This window comes from Alkalihalobacillus phoenicis (assembly GCF_047302405.1).
Lineage (GTDB): Bacteria > Bacillota > Bacilli > Bacillales > Bacillaceae_D > Alkalihalobacillus.
In genome coordinates this window covers 2497697-2518609 of the sequence record NZ_CP154853.1, presented here as the reverse complement: position 1 = coordinate 2518609, position 20913 = coordinate 2497697, and the positions used below count along the sequence as shown (strand labels likewise).

Here is a 20913-nt window from a genome sequence, read left to right as displayed (position 1 = left end):
GGGCAAAGATGAAGAGGAGAAGGAGGAGCAAACATGCTATTAGAAACCGAAAAAAAACGACTGCCTGTTCATATACAAATCCTCATTTTACTTGTCTTTGTCTTAATAAGTATTGTCTTTAATTATTTATTAACTGATTTTCAAAAGAAATATGAAGTAGAGAATTGGAATGTTGAACTAGCTGACTCGGGAATGAGTTTTCAAAAGGGCCGAACAGAAGATATCCAAATTTTTGTTTTAAATGAAAAGCATGAACCATTGACAAAGGCCAATGTGCGTCTAGAAATCAACGAGCCAAATACCGATAAGAGCGTAAGTGTTGTGATGCATCATCTAGAAGCTGGACTTTATGAGTCAGAAGTTCTTTTTTCTGAATCTGGTTACTGGAATATCCTTGTTAATGTTGAAAATGAGCAGTACTATTACGAAAAAAATTTATATGTTGAAGTCAATTCTTACGGATTTGTCCAATATTATTAAAGGAATTAAATAAAGAAATGGATAAAAGAAGTTGAACTTAGTTTAGCTTCTTTTTATCATGTATTAGGGAGAGAGTTTTACCAAAAAAATCTATTTTACAATAAGATGACATTCATTTAGTTATATGAAAAAGTGAGGTACAATGATGAGAGAATAGTTATTTGAAGAGAGATAGAAAAAAGAGGATGTTTTTGTGGAAGGGGTAGCAGGATGAGCGTTTCTTTTTCAAGTACCAATCGAAAAACGTGGATCGCAGAAATTAATAATCATTCGGTTGATGTATTAGTAATTGGTGGAGGGCTTAGTGGGGCAGGGATAGCCTTAGATGCTTCATTACGTGGGTTGGAAACTATCTTAGTAGAGAAAACGGATTTTGCCAATGGGGCCTCCGGACGTTCAAGCAAACTTTTTCACGGGGGCTTAAGACATTTAAATCAATTTGATGTAAAAAAATCCTCGGTTTTGATGAGTGAACGAGCGATTCTTCATGAAAACGCTCCACATGTCGCTCGACCAGAGCAGATGCTTATTCCAATATATAAAGAAGGGTTATTTAATCGTTTTAAAACATCGATTAATTTAAAAATGTTTGATCATTTGACTGATGTCAAAAAAAGTGAACGTGGAGAGCTGCTTTCAAAAAAACAAACGTTAAAAAATGAACCATTAATTAACAACGAGCGTTTAAAAGGAAGCGGTTTATATACAGAATATCGAATTAATGATATGAGATTAACGATTGAAGTGATAAAAGAAGCTGTTAATCGTGGTACAAAAGCGGTTAATTATATGAAAGTAGAATCGTTTCTATATGAAAAAGGTCAAGCGGTTGGTGTTATTGCGGTAGATGTTTTATCAGGAGAAGCGATAAAAATATATGCGAAAAAAATTGTTAATGCAACGGGAGCTTGGCTTGATGAGTTACGGGAGCAAGATCGTTCAAAAAATGATCAAATCCTAAAATATGTAAAAGGTGTGCATTTAGTTATAAATAAAGAGACACTACCCTTGAAATACGGAATTTATTTTAAGGCAAAAGAAGGCGATACATTCATTTATGCAGTCCCATTTTATGATAAAGTTTTTGTGGGCATTGCTGAAAGTAGTTGGGCAGGTGATTTAGAGAATATCAAATGGTCAAACATGGAGAGACAATTTTTGTTGGATAATTTAAATGTGATGTTTCCGCAAACGAAAATAACGAAAAAAGATGTTATTTCGAGCTGGACGGGGATTAGCTCTTATATAAATTCTCCTAATAAGGCACCCAAAAAATCAGAAATTTATGATGATATTATTGTCTCGGATTCTGGACTAATTTCAGTATTATTAGGTACGTTAACGGGTTATCGTATGATGGCGGAAAAGGTTGTTGACATGCTATGTAAGGAATTAAAAATAAATCAACGTTCTGTGACCGATTCCATTACGTTAACAGGTGGATATGTTGGAGGTTCAGAATTATTTGCAGGATTTTGTGAGCGGAAGGTAGAAGAAGGTAAGAGACTGGGTTTAAGTGAAAAACGGGCGAGAACACTCGTTGAACGATATGGTTCAAATGTCGGTAATATTTATGCGAAATTAAGTAATAAAAGCCGTTTTGCTGGAAAGTGGGGGTTACCCTCAGATTTATATGCGGAGTTAAAATATAGTCTTGAGGAGGAATTAGTCATTGTTCCAGAAGATTTTATTATTAGAAGAACGGGTGCTTTATATTTTGAAAGAGAATTTATTGAAGAATATTACTCACAAATTCTCGCTTATTTCGCGGAACATAGTCATTGGACAAATGAACAACTACAGTATTATACGGACTCGTTACAAACTCAGTTAAAAGAAGTACAGTTTGCTGCAGAGGATCTTGAATTAGAATAACTTCATTCAAGGTATATGCTATAATGAAAAAGACCTAGAAGACTAGTAGGGGGAGACTTTATGGAGTGGAAAACAGAATATAAAAAATGGGAAATGCATAGCCAACATGATTCAGAATTAAAAGAACAGCTCGCTCAAGTGACAGACAATGAGGTATTGCTTGAAGATTGTTTTTATAAAGAGTTGGAATTTGGAACGGGTGGTATGCGTGGAGAAATTGGACCAGGACCTAACCGAATGAATACATATACAGTTCGAAAAGCGGCTGAAGGATTAGCAAGGTATATAGAGTCAAAAGGAGAAGAAGCGGTTAAAAGAGGCGTTGTGATTGCCTATGATTGTCGCCATAAATCACCTGAATTTGCTGAGCAAGCTGCCTTAACGTTAGGGAGACACGGCATTACAACTTATGTATTCCGTGATTTAAGACCAACACCGGAGTTATCTTTTGCTGTGCGTCATTTAAATACGTATTCGGGAATTGTCATTACAGCTAGCCACAATCCACCAGAATATAATGGATTTAAAGTATATGGACCAGATGGAGGACAACTACCACCTGGACCCGCAGATGAACTTGTCTCTCATGTAAAATCAGTTGAAAATGAACTGATGATTGAGGTTGGTGACGAGAAAGAACTTAAAGGGAAACGCCTTTATCAAATCATTTCAGAAGAAATCGATGATGCTTATAATGAAAAATTAAAATCCGTCGTAGTTAATCAGGCGTTAATTGATGAATACGGAGACAAAGTCGATGTTGTTTTTACGCCATTACACGGAACGGCCAATGTACCTGTCCGTCGAATTTTAGAGGATGTTGGTTTTAAAAAGGTAACGGTTGTCGTTGAACAAGAATTACCCGATCCAAATTTTTCAACGGTATCATCTCCTAATCCAGAGGAGCATGCTGCTTTTGAGATTGCGATTCAATATGGTCAAAAAATCGATGCAGATTTATTAATCGGAACAGATCCTGATGCTGACCGCGTTGGATTAGCTGTAAAAGATAATAACGGCGATTATACGGTTTTAACTGGAAACCAAACAGGGGCATTAATGCTTGATTATCTTCTCTCACAAAAAGACCAAAACGGTGAATTGCCTGAAAACGGGATTGTTATGAAAACGATCGTAACGTCAGAGATTGGTCGTGCGATTGCTGAAGCTTATCAATTAACAGCGATGGATACGTTAACAGGATTTAAGTTCATTGGTGAAAAAATTGCTGAATTTGAACAATCCAAAGAAAAAAGCTTTTTATTTGGTTATGAAGAGAGTTATGGTTATTTAATAGGTGATTTTGTTCGTGATAAAGATGCGGTTCAAGCATGCTTATTAGGAGCAGAATTAGCGGCTTATTATAAATCGAAGAATATGAGCATTTATGAAGGACTTCTTGAAGTGTATCGAAAATATGGCTACTTTTTAGAAGATCTTCAATCTTTAACGTTAAAAGGAAAAGCGGGAATTGAAAAGATTAATCATATTTTAACAACATTCCGTACCAATCCGCCAAAAGAAGTTAGTGGTAAATTGATTGAATCGATTGAGGATTATCGTTCAAGTGAGTCATTAACGGTGGCGACAAGTGAACGAACAAAAATCGAATTACCTGTATCGAATGTATTAAAATATAAACTAGTCGATGGTTCATGGTTTTGTATTCGACCTTCAGGAACAGAACCAAAAGTGAAGTTTTATTTTGGAGTAAGAGCAGACAGTTTACCAGAAGCACAAGCGCAATTAGCGTCGTTAAGAACGTCTGTCATGGAACTTGTCCACCAATATGTATAATTAAGGCTAAGTAAGGCTGCCCAACAGATCATAAAAATGATCTGTTGCGGGCAGCTTTTTTTTCATCTGTCGGGAAAAGCACAGGTGAGAGAAGCAAATAGGTTCAGATTTTTCCTGTCTATTTTTGCAAGCAAAGTATTTAAATTTTCTTTAATTCATTCGATAGATGTCCGTTTCTTCTCATCTTTTTAAAAAATCGATCATAGATTGTAAAAAGCTGATCGAGGAGGGACCTTCATGAAAGAAGATGATTGGAAAGAATTAGAAAAAGCCATTGCGGAAATTACTGAAATCGCTTCTGGGTTTGGCCTAGACTTTTATGAAATGCGTTATGAAATTTGTCCAGCTGAAATTATTTATACATTTGGGGCTTACGGGATGCCAACGAGATATTCACATTGGAGCTTTGGAAAACAGTTTCATAAAATGAAATTACAATATGATCTGGGATTAAGTAAAATTTATGAGCTCGTGATTAATTCTGATCCTTGTTATGCTTTTCTACTAGATAGTAATTCTTTAATTCAAAATAAACTGATTGTTGCTCATGTTTTGGCTCATTGTGATTTTTTCAAAAATAATGTCCGCTTTTCAAATACAAGAAAAGATATGGTGGAATCAATGGCAGCAACTGCTGATCGAATTGCCCATTACGAACATGTCCACGGAAAAAAAGAGGTAGAGGATTTTCTCGATGCTGTCTTAGCGATTCAAGAGCATATTGATCCAAGTCTGTTGAGACCTAAACTTGCTTGGAGTATGGATGATGAAGAAGAAACAACGGAACGAAAACGTGGAGAATATGATGACCTTTGGGATTTAGGTTCAAAACGAAAGGAAGAAGAGCGTATATCAAACAAGAAAAAATTTCCACCAAAACCTGAAAAGGACATTCTCTTATTTATAGAATCATATAGTCGAGAATTAGAACCTTGGCAGCGAGATATCTTAACGATGATGCGGGAAGAAATGCTTTATTTTTGGCCGCAACTAGAGACGAAAATTATGAATGAAGGTTGGGCATCTTTCTGGCATGCTCGTATATTAAGAGAGATGAATTTAACGAGTGATGAAACGATTGAATTTGCCAAATTAAATGCTGGTGTCGTTCAACCTTCGAAAACTTCAATTAATCCATATTATTTAGGATTAAAAATATTTGAAGACATTGAAGAGCGTTATAACAATCCAACAAAGGAAATGATGGAGCGCCAAGGTGTGAAAAAAGGGAGTGGCCGTGAAAAAATGTATGAAGTCCGAGAAATTGAATCCGATATTTCCTTTATTCGTAACTATTTAACAAAAGATTTAGTCATGAGAGAAGATATGTATTTATTTCAAAAACAGGGAACTGATTATAAGGTTGTCGATAAAGAGTGGGAGCAAGTAAGGGATCAGTTAGCAAATTCACGAATTAACGGAGGTTTTCCTTATTTAGTCGTTACGGATGGAGATTATTTAAAAAGTGGAGAACTTTACATTTCTCACGCATATGAAGATAGGGAATTGGATGTCACTTATTTAGAAAAAGTACTTCCATATTTTTATCAATTATGGGGGCGTCCTGTTCATTTAGAAACGACGGTCAACGAGAAAAAATTAGTCTTTATTCATGATGGAAAAAAAATCCACCGAAAATATTTATAAAAAAGAAGTATTCTGAGCGATGACGGCATATCATTGGATGTGTCGTTCTTTTTTACGTGAAGTTAGTTTTTAGACCAAATTAGTGAGCAGTTCTACTTATAAAAAAATGTTACGATAATATCTGAAAATTAGGATAAAATGATTGACTATTCATAGGCAATGCGAGTATCATTAAATTTGCTATTCATAATTACTTCGAGTTACTAAATTCTTTAAAAAGGTGGGGGAGACCAAAAAAGAATAAAGTGAAACGTCAAATGAGAGGCATAAAATAACAAAGAGTAAAAAAGGCGGTGAAGTAATGGACACTTTTAAACGTCTGAAGAATTTTTATTTACCTTATAAAAAGTACTTCTTCTGGTCGTTAATTTCATTGCTAGGTGTAACGGGAATGACGGTTGTTTATCCAGTTATTTTACAAATGTCGATTGATTCGGTTACACAAGGCGAGTATGGTTTGATTCCTTGGTTAGTGTTAGCCCTCCTAGTGGCGACGCTCATAAAAAGTATCACAGCATTTATTAACCAATATTATGGAGATTTATTCGGAATTTCCTCCGTTTATCAACTTCGAAAAGCACTATATAAGAAACTACAATTCCTTCCATTTAAGTACTATGATAATGCTAAAACAGGGGATTTAATGTCAAGGTTAACAGCGGATGTTGAAGGTTTTCGTTTCTTTTTATCTTTTGGGTTTGCCCAACTTGTCAACTTCGTCTTATTAGTGACATTTAGTTTAGGAGTTATGTTTTACTATTCAGTCCCTCTTACATTATTAACGATGGCGACATTGCCCTTCTTATGTGTAACCGTTTATATGTTTGATAAACGTGTGCATCCGAGGTTTAGAAAAATTCGTAAATCATTAGCGAATCTTAATACGAAGGTTCAAGAAAATGTCAGCGGTGTTCAAACAGTAAAAGCTTTATCACAAGAGGATGAGGAGTCCAAACGATTTGACGTAACCAATGAGGATTACCGAACAAAACATATTGATATTGCAAGAGTATGGGGAAAATACTTCCCTTTAATGGAGACAATTGGGAATATGGCTTCTGTTATCTTGATTGGTTTTGGGGGCTACTTAACCATTACAAATCAAATGACTGCCGGCGAGTTTGTGGCCTTTTTTAGTTTAATCGGCTTTATTATTGGGCCAATCATGCAGTTAGGTTTTATTATGAATACATTCTCACAATCAAAAGCATCTGGAGAGCGTTTATTAGAAATCTTGGATGTAGAAGAACGTGTCGATGAATATCGGAGTGATAAAGAAAAAGTTCGATTAATTGGAGAAGTTAAATACAAAAATGTAGATTTAGCCTACAATACTGAGACAAACCACGCCTTAACTAATATTTCTTTTGATGTAAAAAAAGGTCAAACGATTGGGTTAGTTGGAGCGACCGGATCAGGTAAGTCGAGTGTCATTCAGCTTTTAACACGCTTTTATCAAAAAACAGGTGGAGAGATTTATATCGACGGAAAACCAATCGAACAATACTCGATGAAACAGATTAGAAGCAATATCGGGATTGTTTTACAAGAAACGTTCCTATTCTCTTCGACTATCCGTGACAATATTTCATATGGAGTAGCTGGTGCATCAATGGATGATATTATTGCTGCAGCAAAACGAGCAGATGCCCATGAATTTATCTCTGAGTTACCTGAAGGGTACGATACGGTATTAGGGGAAAGAGGACTAGGCTTATCTGGTGGACAAAAGCAGAGGATTGCGATTGCAAGAGCAATTTTAATGGATCCAGCGATTTTAATTATGGATGATGCAACAAGTGCAGTGGATATGCAAACAGAGGTGAAGATTCAAAAAGCTTTTAGAGAAGTAATGGAAGGGCGAACGACTTTTATTATTGCTCATCGTATCTCTTCTGTGAAGCATGCCGACCAAATTCTTGTCTTAGATCAAGGACAAATTGTTGAACGAGGAACTCATGATGAATTATTAGAGAATGAGGCTGGAATTTACCGCCGCATTTATAATATTCAAAACCAAGATCAGCAATATGTGCTTCAACAGGCTTAAGGGAGTGTTATTTGAATGAGTGAGCGTGCAGTAAAAGCAAAAAATACACGATTTCATTATACCGTTGAGAACATCATCGAAAAGCCATTTAACTGGAAACAGATGACACGGTTATTAGAATATATGAAACCTTACGCGAAAACGATATTGCCTAAAACGATTGTTATGATGTTAATTGCAACCGCGATACGTTTGGCGATTCCTTTTTTAGTCGGGTTTATGGTCATTGAGTATGCCCTTATACCAGGTGATTTTACGATGCTTGCTTATTTAGCAGGAGCAGTGCTCGTTTTATACATTGTTTCTTATTTTGCTAATATGTTTAGGATACGATGGATGAATGAGCTCGGACAGCATATTATTTTTGATATTCGTGAATCTCTCTTTAAACATATTCAAAGATTATCGCATCGTTTTTTTGACCAGCGATCGGGTGGCTCGATTTTAGTGCGTGTGATTAATGATGTAAACTCCTTACAGGATTTGTTTACAAACGGTGTCATCAATTTGATTATGGATATCGTTATGTTACTTGGGATTGTCTTTATCTTATTTTATTTAAGCCCGGAGCTCGCGATCTTTGTTTTAATTGTTGTTCCGATTATGTTCTTCATTTCAACAAAGCTCCGTCGAAAGATTCGACGTGCTTGGCAATATGTTCGTGTCAGACAGTCGGTTTTGAATTCTCATCTTAATGAGAGTATTCAAGGAATCCGTGTCACTCAAGCATATGCTCAAGAAAAAGAGAACATGGAATTCTTTGAGAATGTGAACAATGAAAATTTCAAAAGCTGGAGAAATGCAACGAAACAAAATGCTTTATTCCGTCCATTTGTGGAGATGGCTAGTGTCATCGGGGCAATTGTCCTTATTTGGTACGGGTCTACGTTAATTCAAGGTGGCCTTGAAGTAGGGGTCTTTGTCGCCTTTGCTTTCTACTTAGGGATGTTTTGGGAACCAATTTCAAGGTTAGGGCAAGTGTATAATCAGCTTTTAGTAGGGATGGCGTCTTCAGAAAGGATTTTTGAGTTTTTAGATGAGAAACCATCTGTACCAGAAAAAGCGAACGCGATTCCAATCGGTGACGTTAAAGGAGAAATGGTTTTTGAGAATGTTGAGTTTTCTTATGATGACAAGCGAAAAGCGTTAAAAGGAATCAACTTAACCTTTAATGCTGGTGACACGATTGCCTTAGTCGGTCACACGGGTTCAGGGAAATCGACAATCGTTAACTTAATGAGTCGATTCTATGACCCAACGTCTGGTCGAGTTTTATTAGATGGAAATGATTTAAAAGACCTAAAATTGAATGAATTAAGAACAAATGTCAGTTATGTTTTGCAAGATACGTTCATATTTGCCGGAACGATCTTAGAAAACATTCGTTTTGGGAAGCCGACCGCAACAGATGAGGAAGTTAAAGCGGCAGCAGAAGCAATTGGAGCCCATACCTTTATTGAACGACTTGATAAAGGTTATGATACAGAAGTTGAGGAAAAGGGAAGTGTTCTCTCTGTTGGGGAACGTCAATTATTATCTTTTGCCAGAGCTTTACTTGCCAATCCCAAAATTTTAATTTTAGATGAAGCTACCGCGAGTATTGATACGGAAACCGAGCTTAAAATCCAACAAGGGTTAAAAAAGCTGCTCCATAACCGGACAGCAGTTATGATTGCCCATCGTCTATCAACGATTCGTGATTCAGATAAAATTATCGTCCTTGATCACGGTGATGTGATGGAGCAAGGTACACATAATGAATTGATGGATAAAAAAGGAATTTATTATGAACTTGTAAAATCCCAATATTCAGCGATTCATGCGGACTAAATAAGTGGATAGCCATGTGTGGAGCTCTATTCACCGTTCCCGAAAATCATGCTTCGCGTCCTGTGGGGTGACGCCGAACTAACCGGCTAGGCCGGTGGATTTCGGCCTGCCACTAGATCCCACGGGAGCTCCGCATGTTTTCGTCCACTAGGACACAGGGGGCAACCTGTACATGATCGACACTTATAGATCTTAAAGTCACTTGTGTAGCTATATCAGTCCGTACGTTTTAGGAAGATAGAATTCGTTCATGTTATAAAATAGGAAAGTAGCCTTTTGGTTACATATAAAATCGCTCCTCTTTGGTTTGTAGTGGTAACTCCATTCTAAAGGAAAGAGCGATTTTTTTGTCTTTTTGATAGAAAATGAAATGTAGCGGACCAGATGCGTGGCCCATTCCTTAAGGAGGAAAGGACAGGCCATTGAAAGAGTATCATTTTCACCTTTAATTGGGAAGAACCTTAAACTATTAGTTGATTCATTAGATAACCTATTATGGCTTTAGCTGGTTTTGTTTGACCAAAACGGAGCCAGCGGAATACCCGGAGACTCCTGCGGGAGAAGTGAAACACGGGAGACCCCGCAGCGGGAAATCGCGAGTTATCATGAACGAAACTAGCCCCTTACTCGTAACAGCGTAGGTTAATTTGGTTAGAATGATTAACAGAAGAATTAACCAAACCAAATCAGAGCTACATTACGAAAGGAGCTAGTTATTATGAAGGATACCATAAAATACGTTGGTTTAGACGTATCAAAAGAAAAAATTGCGGTAGCGGTGGCGGAAGAAGGTCGGGATGCCCCTCGTTATATGGGGATGATTCCGCATACACCAGAGGCGATTAAAAAGCTTATCAAAAAATTAGGAGAGGTCGACACGCTCCGTTTTTGTTACGAAGCGGGACCGACTGGATATGGGCTGTATCGCTTATGTGTATCTTTAGGGGTCTATTGTGAGGTGATCGCTCCCTCCTTGATCCCCCAAAAAGCAGGAGACCGAGTCAAAACGGACAAAAGGGATTCTTTAAGGCTCGCCCAACTTTATCGTGCGGGAGAACTAACGAACATCTACATTCCGACGCCTGAAGATGAAGCGTTACGTGATTTAGTTCGAGCACGTGAAGATGCCAAAGAAGATGAATTACGTTCCAAACATCGCTTAACAAAGTTTCTCTTGCGTAATGAAAAGCGTCCACCTGAAGGGGTGAAAAAGTGGACGAAGAAGTATTACGCTTGGTTAGATGCTTTGACATTTGAGCACCCAAACTTAAATCTCGTTTTTCAAGAGTATTACCATCAGTTAAAAGAGTTGGAACAAAGATTGAAACGATATGAGGAAGGAATCGAACAAGAAGCAGAAGAAGGCGTTCATGCATCAGCTATTCAAACGTTACAATCTCTCAGAGGGGTTGCTTTAATCACGGCTGCGAGTCTCGTGGCAGAAATAGGATCTTTTGAACGCTTTGCCACCCCAAGGCAATTCATGTCCTATGTCGGTTTAGTACCGAGTGAATCTTCAAGCGGAGATAGAAGGTACCAAGGGAAGATTACCAAAACGGGAAATCGTCATGTCCGTCGCTTATTAGTAGAATCGGCCTGGAGTTATCGTTACCAACCAGCGGTAAAAGGTCGTTTGAAAAAGAGGTTGGAGAAGCTTGATCCGTCCATACAAGCTCTATCGTGGAAAGCACAGAATCGACTGAACCAGCGCTACTATCGTTTATTATCGCGTGGAAAAGAAAGTGGGAAAGTCATAACAGCGGTGGCAAGAGAGTTAGCAGGATTTATTTGGGCTGTTAGCCGACATGTGCCTAGCACCGCCGCTCAAAGCCAACTAAACAAAGTATAAGAAATCAACAAAATAGAGAAATCAATATCAACTAGATAAGAAGGATAGGGCTCGAAGGCAAAGAGTAACACCGGGAAGGAAAATCCACGTGCCTCCTCTGTGCTATCCCGTTTTAGGGAGAACGCACGCCGCGAGTTAGTGGAATGGCCTTTATACGGAAAGATACTATGTGAAAACCCACGGATATCAGGATGAAAATCGTCGTTAACGTTTTTGCCTTCGTGCCGTGTCCTTTTCTTCACAAAGATCCGACTTTTAGGAGGGAATAAAAGACGATTATCTTTAGCTAACCTTAAGTGTCTCAACTACTTAGAAGGCCAGTCAAGGAACCCGCTTGACAGACCTCCTAAGAGTTGAAGTGGAGTAGTTAGGCTAAAGAAAGGACATTGAAAGCCTAAAAGGCTCCAAGCCATCCATTTTTAAGAAGCAAATACCGCTTCTCTAGTTAAGATTGGCCAAAAACGGATAAAACCTTGGTTATGAGGAGGGCCCTTGACAGTTTCGTTCATATCAGGAGGCTCCCGGTTCACCCGCGGAACGCGTAGGGTATGCAGCTGGTGGAGTAAACCAAATCATTCAAACCTATTCGAACTAACAGGACTTTTTCACATGCCTAGCCGGTTAGCCACCCCAGCCGGAGGGTGCTGCCCCTATCTCAGGAGCGGTGTCTTACCACTCACTTTAAATTGCTAGTTATGTCCCTGCTTTTTGATTGGGTAATGAAATGGTAGCTGTCAAACGAAACTTTCTTTGCTTATTTTCGTAAATATATAGAAGCTATTAAAGAATCTTTATTCAAAGAATGAATTGCTATATGATGGGTATAAGAGCAAACTGGGGGCGAAGAAATGAAACGTATGATTCCACTTATTTTAGCTATTGTTATCGGAGTATTAATTTTCAATCCAATCCAAGGATTAGCCGCACTTCATATAAATGATGAAGCACAATTTTTAACAAATGCAGAAATGGAACAACTAGAGAGACAATTTGAAAATACCCGTTATGAATATTTAATCCTTTCCGTAACGGATATGGAGAATAACAGCATTGCAGCTGAGGCGGAAATGCTTTATGAACAAAATAATGTTGACGCAATCTTATTGTTAAACACCGATTATGATGTTCAACTGCAAACCGGGAGTGAATTAGAAGCGATCATTATGACTGGATATGGTCAATATGCCTATGAAGAATTATTGGAGGGTACTTTTATTGATGCCGCTGTGGATGGAGATTTTGTCAGTGGAATTGAACGACTTGTTTATGAAATGGAATCAAGAGCAGAGATTTACTACACTGGTAATGATTCAAATACAAGTGGAAATGACTCTTCAACAGGGGTAGTGACACCTGAGCCATCTACAAGTTCTATCTCAACTAGTGCTCTCATTCAAGCACTATTAATTGTTGCCCTGTTTATCATTGCTGTTGTTGTCTTTTTTAAATTTCGTTCGAAAAAAAGAATGGAACGAGAAAAAGCTGAACTTAAAGAACGTCAAAATCGTTTGCTTTCCAATGTATTAAATCCTTTTAATAAAACAAGTGATCGTTTAAAACTAGCCAAAGGTGAAACCGAAGTAGCATTAAAAAAGTTAAATGATCAGCTATTTGCTATTTTAACGAGTGCTAAAGAGCGGGAACATCAAATAACCAGATTAGGGAAACCATCAAAAACAAGAAATTTTTCTCAACAGCTTGATCCAATCAGGGAACAGACAGAAGTTGATGAACAAGTGCTTATTGGACTTGAGCAAGACGTTGAACAGTTTTTTCAAAATGAAATGGAAACGACTAAAAGGATTAATCAATTGGTTGCTTCCATTGATAAATTTGAGAAAGAGTTTAAGGAATACAAACAACAGGTCGGAAAATCTTACTCAAGTTTAGAAACTGAAATCATGAAATGGAAGAAAAAGATTGAAGAAATCAAACAGTTAGAAAGACAGTTTGACTTTATTGGCGCCCAAAATCAAGTAATGCCGATAAATAAAGAAATTGTCGGGTTAGGTGACAAACTTCAACAGTTAAAAGAGTTAGAACAAGTACCTACAAATTTAGAAGCAGAGCTCGTTGTGAAAGAAACTAGAATCGATGAGAGAATGAAGGCTGAAAACCTTCGTTATATTGATGATAAAATGACTAGCTTTTTTAAAAAAGCGAGGGTGAAATTTAGTCCTTTGACAAAGGCCATTGATGAAGGCGACGTAGTTAAAGCAAAAGAAACGATCGAGTCGATTCATCAAGATGTGATCGAGGCCGAAAATTTCGTGGAAACGTTGATTTCAAATCGTAATGAAAGCAAAGAAATCGTCTACCGGATCGAAAATGAGTTACGCTCGTTTGCTCATCTAGATTCAAAATACGAGCATGAGCTAATGCGTTTACAAACTCATTTTGGTAAAGAACATTGGCAAGATATTCCGAATGTGTATGAGCGATTAAAACAAGAAATAGTATGGGTTCAACAAGAGTTACCGTTAATTAAAGCACTACAGCAGGAAGAGCGACAACAGTATGGAGAGGCTTTTAATAAAGCATTAATTGTTCAAGAGCGTTTTAGCAAATTGAAAATGACCTATGTCGAGTGTTTTGAGCGATTTAATAGCTTAGAAGAAAAACGAAAAGGGCTATTAACGACTGTGGAGAAACTTGAAAGAGACTGTGAGGCTTTAATCACTTTAATAAAACGTGAGGAATTACCATTTGATGAGCAACCATTTTCGATTTTAATCAATGATATTCGTTTTGAGGTTCATGAAGTAAATCAATCTAATATTCATTTAGATGAGGTAACAAAACGAATTCATGGACTCGAGCATCAATTTAAGAAAAAAGAAGAAGAAGTAAAAAGTTATTTACACCATAAACGCGATATTGAAAGACAGTGGCAAGAGGCCGACCGTTCCTTCCAACAAGCTTCAAAGCGTTATGGAACAAAGATTTCAACTGATCGATATCACCAACAATTTAAAGCAAACCAAAGTGATATTCAGCACTTAATCTCTGTTGGAAAGTATGATCAAGCCAAAGGCAAGATTTCTGCAATAACGAACCTTTCTAATCACATGAGACGAGATCATGATCAAGTGGTAAAGGAAGAAAGAAGGCGTCGTCAACAGGAAGAAGCAAGACGAAATAGTATTTCTTTTGTAGCCGGAACTCAAGTCGGCAAGTCCTTTGGTTCAAGAAATAACCATAGTGGTGGGGGAGGTGGCTTTGGCTCACGGCCTGGAGGAGGTTCCCGAGGTGGAGGAGGAAGCTTTGGCTCACGGCCTGGGGGAGGCTCACGAGGTGGAGGAGGAAGTTTTGGCTCGCGTGGAGGAGGTTCACGAGGCGGTGGTGGCAGTTTTAGCCCTCGAGGAGGAGGGAAGAAGCGATAAGCTTTACACGAAAATAAAATAAATAAATTTGAAAACCACCAAACCTTTTTAGAGAAGGTTTTGGTGGTTTTAGTCTTTTATTCTGCTGATTCTTCCTTTTTGGAGTTCATTTTTGCTTTGAGTGCAGCGAGCTCAGAATCAACACTTGAGGAAGTGGTTAAAGCGGCTAATTCATCATCAAGTGAACGGTTCGCACTGCGTAGTTCCTCTGAGCTAGCTGCTTCAGCTTCATTACGCATCACTTTTTCTTCCATTCGATCAAAACCAGATTTGGCTCCGCCGATACCTGATAATGAACGATTCACCTTTGTACGTGCTTTTGCACTTTCAGAGCGAGCTTTTAGTGAATCTTTTTTCATTTTCATTTCTCTTAATTCTTCATTCATTTCACGAAGTTTTGCTTTTAATTCTTCTGACAGCTTTTTCGCTTCTTCCCAAGATGTTTTTAAAGAATCAGCATGTTCACTATGTTTATTTTTGTCTTCTAACACACGCCTTGCTAAATCTTCATCACCAGTTTCGAGTGCTGTCATCGCTTGCTCTTCACGTTTAGTAACAAGGGCAGCAGCTTCTGCATATTGTTTTTCAAGTAATTTTTCATTAGCTATTTGCTTAGCAACAGCTGATTCTACGTCAGCTATGTCATTTTCCATATCAATAACAAATTGATCGACCATTTTAACAGGGTCTTCTGCTTTACTAAGTAATGAATTTAATTCAGATGATACGATTGTGCGGACACGATTAAAAAAACGAAACATCTTCATCCCTCCAGAAAAGTTAATTTATTCTATTTTACCACAATGTATTAGCTTTGGTGTGTATCTATAGTATAGTTACGAATTGTAACAAAAAAGGTTTCAATAATTTTTATTTATTCATAATTCAACTTTCGCAGCGTATAATTGACCCTTAACCGTTGATAGAGTTTGACTTTAGGGCGATACAAGACTCAAATTGACTTTACATGAATGGTTCAATCGCTGACAGTCTGAACATATCTCTTCATAGGCTGTTGAAGGAAACTGTGCAGTAAAATTAAGAGCTCCGGCTGTCGCTCCCAAAACCATACTCCGCGTCCTGCGGGAACCTTGCGAGCCTCCTCGGCAAGCCTTGCGGGGTCTCGCTCCACGGTTTATTCCCGCGGGAGTCTCCGTATGGTTTTGTTCGCTAAGTGTCGTGGAGAGGCTTGATGATATGGTTCTTTCCAAATTAGCTATTTTTAACGCAGAAGGACCTTCTTCTTCACTTTGTTGGTTATTGAAAGAGAAAAATCATTCTCAAGCTAATGTACTTTGAAGTCATGACTATTTTTTTATTCCATGAGAAAACTGAACCTAGATTCGATTCCATTATCTAGCGGACAAACAGACACGGAGACTCCCGCAGGAATAAACCGTCCAATGAGACCCCGCAAGCGTGAACGCTGAGGAGGCTCATGAGGTTCCTGCGGGACGCGGAGTGTCTGTTTGGGAGCGACCGCCGGAGGGCATTGTACATTGTATATTTTTTCTTGATGCGCAGTTTATCCGTTTGGTGTGATAGTACGTTCTCGCTTTTTAAACGTGTCAAGGGTATTTGTTTAAGAGCTTCCCTTTCGCTCGGCCAACTAGTTGAACGGATTTTCTCGATGCGAAAGTTGAGTTCATAATAAAGTGAAGTAGATTAAAAATATCGTTCGTACTGGTTTGAAAATTTTTTTACTTTTATCGTTATTCCCATAACATTTTCCATGAGTTATTTTCCTTGAGAACGATAACAGTTTGAGTGATTTTTAGGATTCCGTATTTAGAATCGTAAATTTGTTCTACTTCGATTTTATAGCCGCTTACTGTTTCCTCCGGATGGTTCGCTAAAGCATAATTCGAGATTTTTTTCGGGGAACTTATTGAATAATCAAAGGTCTCACTGCCGAAATGCCCCATAAAAACGTGGGCACGATCCTGAATGTAACTGGATTGAGAGAATTGTTCTTGAACGGATGAGTGTAAAAGTAGCCATGATGATGAAAACTGAGCATCTTGTTCGTATTGATAGAACGTGTCAACAACTCTTTTCGCTTTTTTTGATTCAGAAGGGGAGAGTAAAAAGATAAAAAAAATGAATATTAAAAATACAAATAGAAGTGTCATGTAAGGTCTTCGTTGTCTACGAAACATATCGGCCTCCAGATGAAAGGAATAAAGTTTGGTTTTACACTATACTTATTCGCTTTAATGGCTTGTATGAGAATAGAAAGGCTTATTTTTGTGAAAGAATTTTTACAAAGCATGCATATTATTTTTAAAGACTCTTTTTATGAAGCCACCGAAAAAGTCTCATTCTCACCCTTAACGGGGAAAAGTCTCAAATAATTGGATGAGCCGTTATGGCTTTAGCTGTTTTTTTATGACCAAAAATTAGTTGGTAACGGTGATATGAGAAAGCTTTGGGATGAAAATGGGGTGAATTTGAGGTTAAGATATGTATAAATCTACGATAAGAAAAAAACTCTTGGCCTAGGAAATGACATAAAAAAAGGCCTTCAAAAGTTAATAAATTACTTTTGAAGCAACCTCTTCTTAATTAGTTATTTGATACGAACACGGTTGTCATTCTATTTTTTGTCTTCGGCTTGCTTTTTTTCTATTTCAGCTAATTTAGCTATTAGAATATGCTGTGGCATATGCATGATTTGTTCAATCGGTACGTTTAATGACTTCGCCAGTTTTTGAGCCGTGTCAGCAGAAATTTGTAAAGGTCTCATTTATACAAAGCCTCCTATTATGTTAATATTTTCGTTCTTTTTAGTGTAACGTATTTAATTTCTTTGTGCATCAATTATCAAAAATTTACTGATTTGTATATGAGAACTTTGTTACGGTAAAGGGGAATTTCGGCACAGTCAAAAAGGAATTGGAATTATCAAAAAATTTTTGCGGAATCTTCGTCAAATTTATTGACATATAGGGAGAATGCGTTAGTATTGATATAATATTCAAAAAATTAAATTCGTAAGAAAACAGAGGTGTTTTGTCATGAAATATGCGTTTGCAAAGCGTGTCCGTCATCTTCAATCTTCAGCAGTTCGCGATATTTTAAAAGTAGTTGGTCAAGGCGATGTGATATCGTTTGCTGGTGGATTACCGGATGATGAGCTTTTTCCAATGCAAGGAATTGAAGAGGCATTTTCACGTGTATTTGCGGCGGGGAAAGGGTCAGCCTTACAGTATGCAGAAACGGAAGGGTATCGGCCGTTAAGGGAAACAATTATCGAAAGGATGAGAAATAAAAAGGGAATCACAAACTACTCCTCTGATGAAGTTTTGGTTACGACTGGTTCTCAACAAGCAATTGATTTATTTTCACGGATTATGCTAGGTCCTGGTGATGTGATTTTAACAGAGGACCCTACTTATTTAGCAGCTCTTCAGGTTTTTCATTCATATGAAGCCAATATTATTGCTGTAGATTCAGACGATGATGGGATGCTACCTGATGATCTAGAGCTAAAAATGAAACATTATAAGCCTAAAAGTGTTTATGTCGTACCAACATTCTCGAATCCTGCCGGACGTGTGTGGTCATTAGAACGACGGAAAGCTTTAATTCGTTTGGCTCATAAATACAATGTGGTCGTCTTTGAAGATGATCCATACGGTGAGTTACAATTTTCACCTGAAGAAAAATACACACCACTGGCTGCATTAGATGATGGCTCGCATGTTTTATATACGAGCACATTTTCAAAAATTGCTGTACCTGCCTTACGAACTGGTTGGATTGTCGGTCCTTATCAAGTTATTCGAATGATGTCACAAGCAAAGCAAGCCAATGATTTGCATACGAACTCATTATCTCAACAAGCTCTATACCAATTATGTACAAATTTTGATTTAGATGGTCATATTCAAAGCTTAATATCGGTTTATCGTTCACGGATGGAAGTGATGGTTGATTGCTTGCAAAAAGCTGATTTACCTGAATTATCGTTTGTAAAACCTAAAGGTGGAATGTTTTTATGGGTTGAACTGAGCGAGCGCTTGAACACCACGATTTTGTTAAATGAAGCAGTTAAACACGGTGTAGCTTATGTTCCAGGGGAGCCATTTTATGCGGGCTTAGCGAAGAAAAATACGATGAGGTTAAACTTCACACATTCAACACCAGAACGAATTGAAAAAGGAATTAATGCTTTAGTGGATGTCCTATCTAAAAATGTGGAACAACAAGAACATTTTTTTGTTTAATAAATAGTAAAAAAACTGTTTCAAGCGTGATACTTGAAACAGTTTTATTTTGGCTTAAAAAAGCTTACGAACTTATCAATCGCTCTATTACATTTGTTGAAGTCTTTTTATTCGTTCATCTGGTGCGGGATGAGTGGAGAAAAGGCTCTTTGCTTTTTTCTTTAACGGATCTGAAAAGTATAGAGGGGCTGATGTGCTCGATGCCTCTTTAACAGGTGTATCTACTGTCGTAATTTTCCTTAAAGCAGAGGCTAGTGCATGTGGGTTTCGAGTAAGCTCTGCTGCAGATGCATCCGCTAAGAATTCACGATTGCGTGAGATGGCTAAACGAATTAATGTCGCAATTATGGGAGCAAAGATTAACAAAACAAAAGCAATTATAAAAATAATTGGTGACTGATTGTTGTTATCACGGCGACTTCGACTGGAATAATAAAGCATACGTGAGCCAAGGTCACTTAAGATGGCAACAACGGAAACGAGGGCAATGGCAATCGTCGCTAAGCGAATATCATAATTTCGAATATGAGCAATTTCATGGGCAATGACCCCTTCGATTTCTTCACGGTTTAAGCGATCTAATAAACCTGTGGTGACTGCGACAGCCCCTTTTTTGGGTGATGTTCCAGTTGCAAAAGCATTGGGACTTGAATCACGAATAATATAAACTTTAGGAGTGGGCACGCGTGCAGCAAGAGCTAAACCTTCAACTGTATTCCATAAAAAGGGATTGTCCTGTGCACTTTTAATTTCTCTGGCATGATTCATTTTCATGACGACATTTGTGCTAGATAACAGCATGAACAGTGTATAACCGCCCCCGATAATGGCTGCTATGACCATTCCGCTATAGTAGTCACCCATTCTTATATAAGAAAAAGCCGCCCCTACTGCTAAAACAAATAAAATAAAACCGGTCACAATAATGACTGTATGACGTTTATTCCTCTCGATTTGTTTATATAAAACCACGATGTTCCCTCCGATTCATTAAAATTGAACCTTCACATTTTCGTGTTCCTCTGCAGGAATAGAGAACATATTTTCTTTCTGGAAATTGTGTAAAGAAGCAACAATATTTGTCGGAATGGAATCAATTTTAGTATTGTACTCTCGTACCGTTTTATTATAAAGCTGCCTTGAGTAGGCAATTTTATTTTCCGTACCTGTTAGTTCTTCTTGGAGCATTAGGAAGTTTTGGTTGGCTTTTAATTCAGGATAGTCTTCACGTAAGGCAAAGAGTTGTCTTAATCCGCTTGAAAGTTGATTGTTGGCTTCCATTTGTTCTTCTCTTGATTGATCAGGAGCAACGGTTTGATTTCGTAGTTGCACAATTTTGGCAAAAGTCTCTTGCTCATGTTTGGTATATCCTTTTACCGTTTCAATTAGATTAGGAATTAAATCGTATCTTCGTTTTAATTGATTTTCAATTTGATACCATGATTCCTCGACCCAATTGCGATATTTAACTAATGAATTATAACAAAAAATCCAAATAATAATGATAAGAAGGATGATTCCTCCTCCTATTAAAAAACCCATACATTTAATCTCCCTTCGTGTAATTGATTATTCTTTCTACGTTATGTAAGGCAATGAAGTTTCATTTTTTAGCATACCATGAGTATCCGCTTGTTTGAATATATTTTCTGTTATGGAAGCATTTTAGTCGGCTTAGTGTGTAAATGAGAAGTAACTTCATTCAATGGTGTTTGCTATTAGTTGGATTAAATCGTTAAAACGGAACGAGGGGAGCGCGTAGGGCATGCAGCG

The 20913-nt window shown here is 37.7% G+C and carries 14 protein-coding genes; 9 read left to right on the top strand and 5 right to left on the bottom strand.

All coding sequences use genetic code 11. From position 1 onward, the window contains the following. Window positions 1-33 precede the first annotated feature (33 nt). The 8 genes from AA0017_RS12100 (at window position 34) to AA0017_RS12065 (ending at window position 14911) form a co-directional block, all read left to right on the top strand. Window positions 34-480 carry a FixH family protein gene (locus tag AA0017_RS12100; RefSeq protein ID WP_413374654.1) on the top strand — a complete coding sequence of 149 codons (447 nt, stop codon included), beginning with the start codon at window positions 34-36 and terminating at the stop codon, window positions 478-480. A 210-nt stretch (window positions 481-690) separates the two neighbouring features. Continuing rightward, a complete protein-coding gene (locus AA0017_RS12095; RefSeq protein WP_413374652.1) occupies window positions 691-2355 on the top strand; it encodes an FAD-dependent oxidoreductase in 1665 nt (554 codons plus the stop codon). Between the two features lie 60 nt (window positions 2356-2415). Further along, entirely contained in the window at window positions 2416-4152 is a 1737-nt protein-coding gene (locus AA0017_RS12090; RefSeq protein WP_413374650.1) for a phospho-sugar mutase, read from the top strand. A gap of 237 nt (window positions 4153-4389) precedes the next feature. Further along, entirely contained in the window at window positions 4390-5799 is a 1410-nt protein-coding gene (locus tag AA0017_RS12085) for a SpoVR family protein (protein WP_413374648.1), read from the top strand. Between the two features lie 301 nt (window positions 5800-6100). Further along, the gene (locus tag AA0017_RS12080; RefSeq protein ID WP_413374646.1) at window positions 6101-7849 is read left to right on the top strand and encodes an ABC transporter ATP-binding protein; all 1749 of its coding nucleotides are present in this window, start codon (window positions 6101-6103) and stop codon (window positions 7847-7849) included. Window positions 7850-7864: 15 nt separating this feature from the next. Beyond that, window positions 7865-9679, top strand: a complete 1815-nt coding sequence (locus tag AA0017_RS12075) for an ABC transporter ATP-binding protein (protein ID WP_413374644.1) — start codon at window positions 7865-7867, stop codon at window positions 9677-9679. Between the two features lie 718 nt (window positions 9680-10397). Then, on the top strand, window positions 10398-11528 hold the full coding sequence (locus AA0017_RS12070) for an IS110 family transposase (protein WP_413374642.1): 1131 nt from the start codon (window positions 10398-10400) through the stop codon (window positions 11526-11528). 848 nt (window positions 11529-12376) lie between these two features. Next, on the top strand, window positions 12377-14911 hold the full coding sequence (locus tag AA0017_RS12065; RefSeq protein ID WP_413374640.1) for a septation ring formation regulator EzrA: 2535 nt from the start codon (window positions 12377-12379) through the stop codon (window positions 14909-14911). 77 nt (window positions 14912-14988) lie between these two features. Here the strand turns inward: AA0017_RS12065 and AA0017_RS12060 are convergent, their stop codons facing one another. The 3 genes from AA0017_RS12060 to AA0017_RS12050 all read right to left on the bottom strand — a co-directional run bounded on the left by AA0017_RS12060 (window position 14989) and on the right by AA0017_RS12050 (window position 17657). Beyond that, complete coding sequence (locus AA0017_RS12060; protein ID WP_413374638.1) at window positions 14989-15672, bottom strand: PspA/IM30 family protein; 684 nt, start codon at window positions 15670-15672, stop codon at window positions 14989-14991. Between the two features lie 951 nt (window positions 15673-16623). Then, window positions 16624-17070 (bottom strand): hypothetical protein, encoded by a 447-nt coding sequence (locus AA0017_RS12055; protein WP_413374636.1) that lies wholly within the window; start codon window positions 17068-17070, stop codon window positions 16624-16626. Window positions 17071-17507: 437 nt separating this feature from the next. Next, window positions 17508-17657 carry a YycC family protein gene (locus AA0017_RS12050; RefSeq protein WP_413374635.1) on the bottom strand — a complete coding sequence of 50 codons (150 nt, stop codon included), beginning with the start codon at window positions 17655-17657 and terminating at the stop codon, window positions 17508-17510. A 271-nt stretch (window positions 17658-17928) separates the two neighbouring features. On the opposite strand from AA0017_RS12050, the gene AA0017_RS12045 reads away from it, so the two are divergent. Beyond that, the gene (locus tag AA0017_RS12045; protein WP_413374633.1) at window positions 17929-19140 is read left to right on the top strand and encodes a PLP-dependent aminotransferase family protein; all 1212 of its coding nucleotides are present in this window, start codon (window positions 17929-17931) and stop codon (window positions 19138-19140) included. 87 nt (window positions 19141-19227) lie between these two features. Here AA0017_RS12045 and htpX read toward each other — a convergent pair whose 3' ends face one another. After that, window positions 19228-20112 carry a zinc metalloprotease HtpX gene (gene htpX / locus AA0017_RS12040; RefSeq protein ID WP_413374631.1) on the bottom strand — a complete coding sequence of 295 codons (885 nt, stop codon included), beginning with the start codon at window positions 20110-20112 and terminating at the stop codon, window positions 19228-19230. Between the two features lie 18 nt (window positions 20113-20130). Then, window positions 20131-20682: a LemA family protein gene (locus AA0017_RS12035; RefSeq protein ID WP_413374629.1), complete on the bottom strand. Its 552-nt coding sequence runs from the start codon at window positions 20680-20682 to the stop codon at window positions 20131-20133. Window positions 20683-20913 lie beyond the last annotated feature (231 nt).

Excerpts from the sequence above, each read along its gene's own strand:
- AA0017_RS12075 (WP_413374644.1), top strand. The coding sequence starts at position 7,865 with ATGAGTGAGCGTGCAGTAAAAGCAAAAAATACACGATTTCATTATACC.
- AA0017_RS12050 (WP_413374635.1), bottom strand. The coding sequence starts at position 17,657 with ATGAGACCTTTACAAATTTCTGCTGACACGGCTCAAAAACTGGCGAAG.
- AA0017_RS12095 (WP_413374652.1), top strand. The coding sequence starts at position 691 with ATGAGCGTTTCTTTTTCAAGTACCAATCGAAAAACGTGGATCGCAGAA.
- AA0017_RS12080 (WP_413374646.1), top strand. The coding sequence starts at position 6,101 with ATGGACACTTTTAAACGTCTGAAGAATTTTTATTTACCTTATAAAAAG.
- AA0017_RS12035 (WP_413374629.1), bottom strand. The coding sequence starts at position 20,682 with ATGGGTTTTTTAATAGGAGGAGGAATCATCCTTCTTATCATTATTATT.
- AA0017_RS12045 (WP_413374633.1), top strand. The coding sequence starts at position 17,929 with ATGAAATATGCGTTTGCAAAGCGTGTCCGTCATCTTCAATCTTCAGCA.
- AA0017_RS12060 (WP_413374638.1), bottom strand. The coding sequence starts at position 15,672 with ATGTTTCGTTTTTTTAATCGTGTCCGCACAATCGTATCATCTGAATTA.
- AA0017_RS12070 (WP_413374642.1), top strand. The coding sequence starts at position 10,398 with ATGAAGGATACCATAAAATACGTTGGTTTAGACGTATCAAAAGAAAAA.
- AA0017_RS12100 (WP_413374654.1), top strand. The coding sequence starts at position 34 with ATGCTATTAGAAACCGAAAAAAAACGACTGCCTGTTCATATACAAATC.
- AA0017_RS12055 (WP_413374636.1), bottom strand. The coding sequence starts at position 17,070 with ATGTTTCGTAGACAACGAAGACCTTACATGACACTTCTATTTGTATTT.
- AA0017_RS12085 (WP_413374648.1), top strand. The coding sequence starts at position 4,390 with ATGAAAGAAGATGATTGGAAAGAATTAGAAAAAGCCATTGCGGAAATT.
- AA0017_RS12065 (WP_413374640.1), top strand. The coding sequence starts at position 12,377 with ATGAAACGTATGATTCCACTTATTTTAGCTATTGTTATCGGAGTATTA.
- AA0017_RS12090 (WP_413374650.1), top strand. The coding sequence starts at position 2,416 with ATGGAGTGGAAAACAGAATATAAAAAATGGGAAATGCATAGCCAACAT.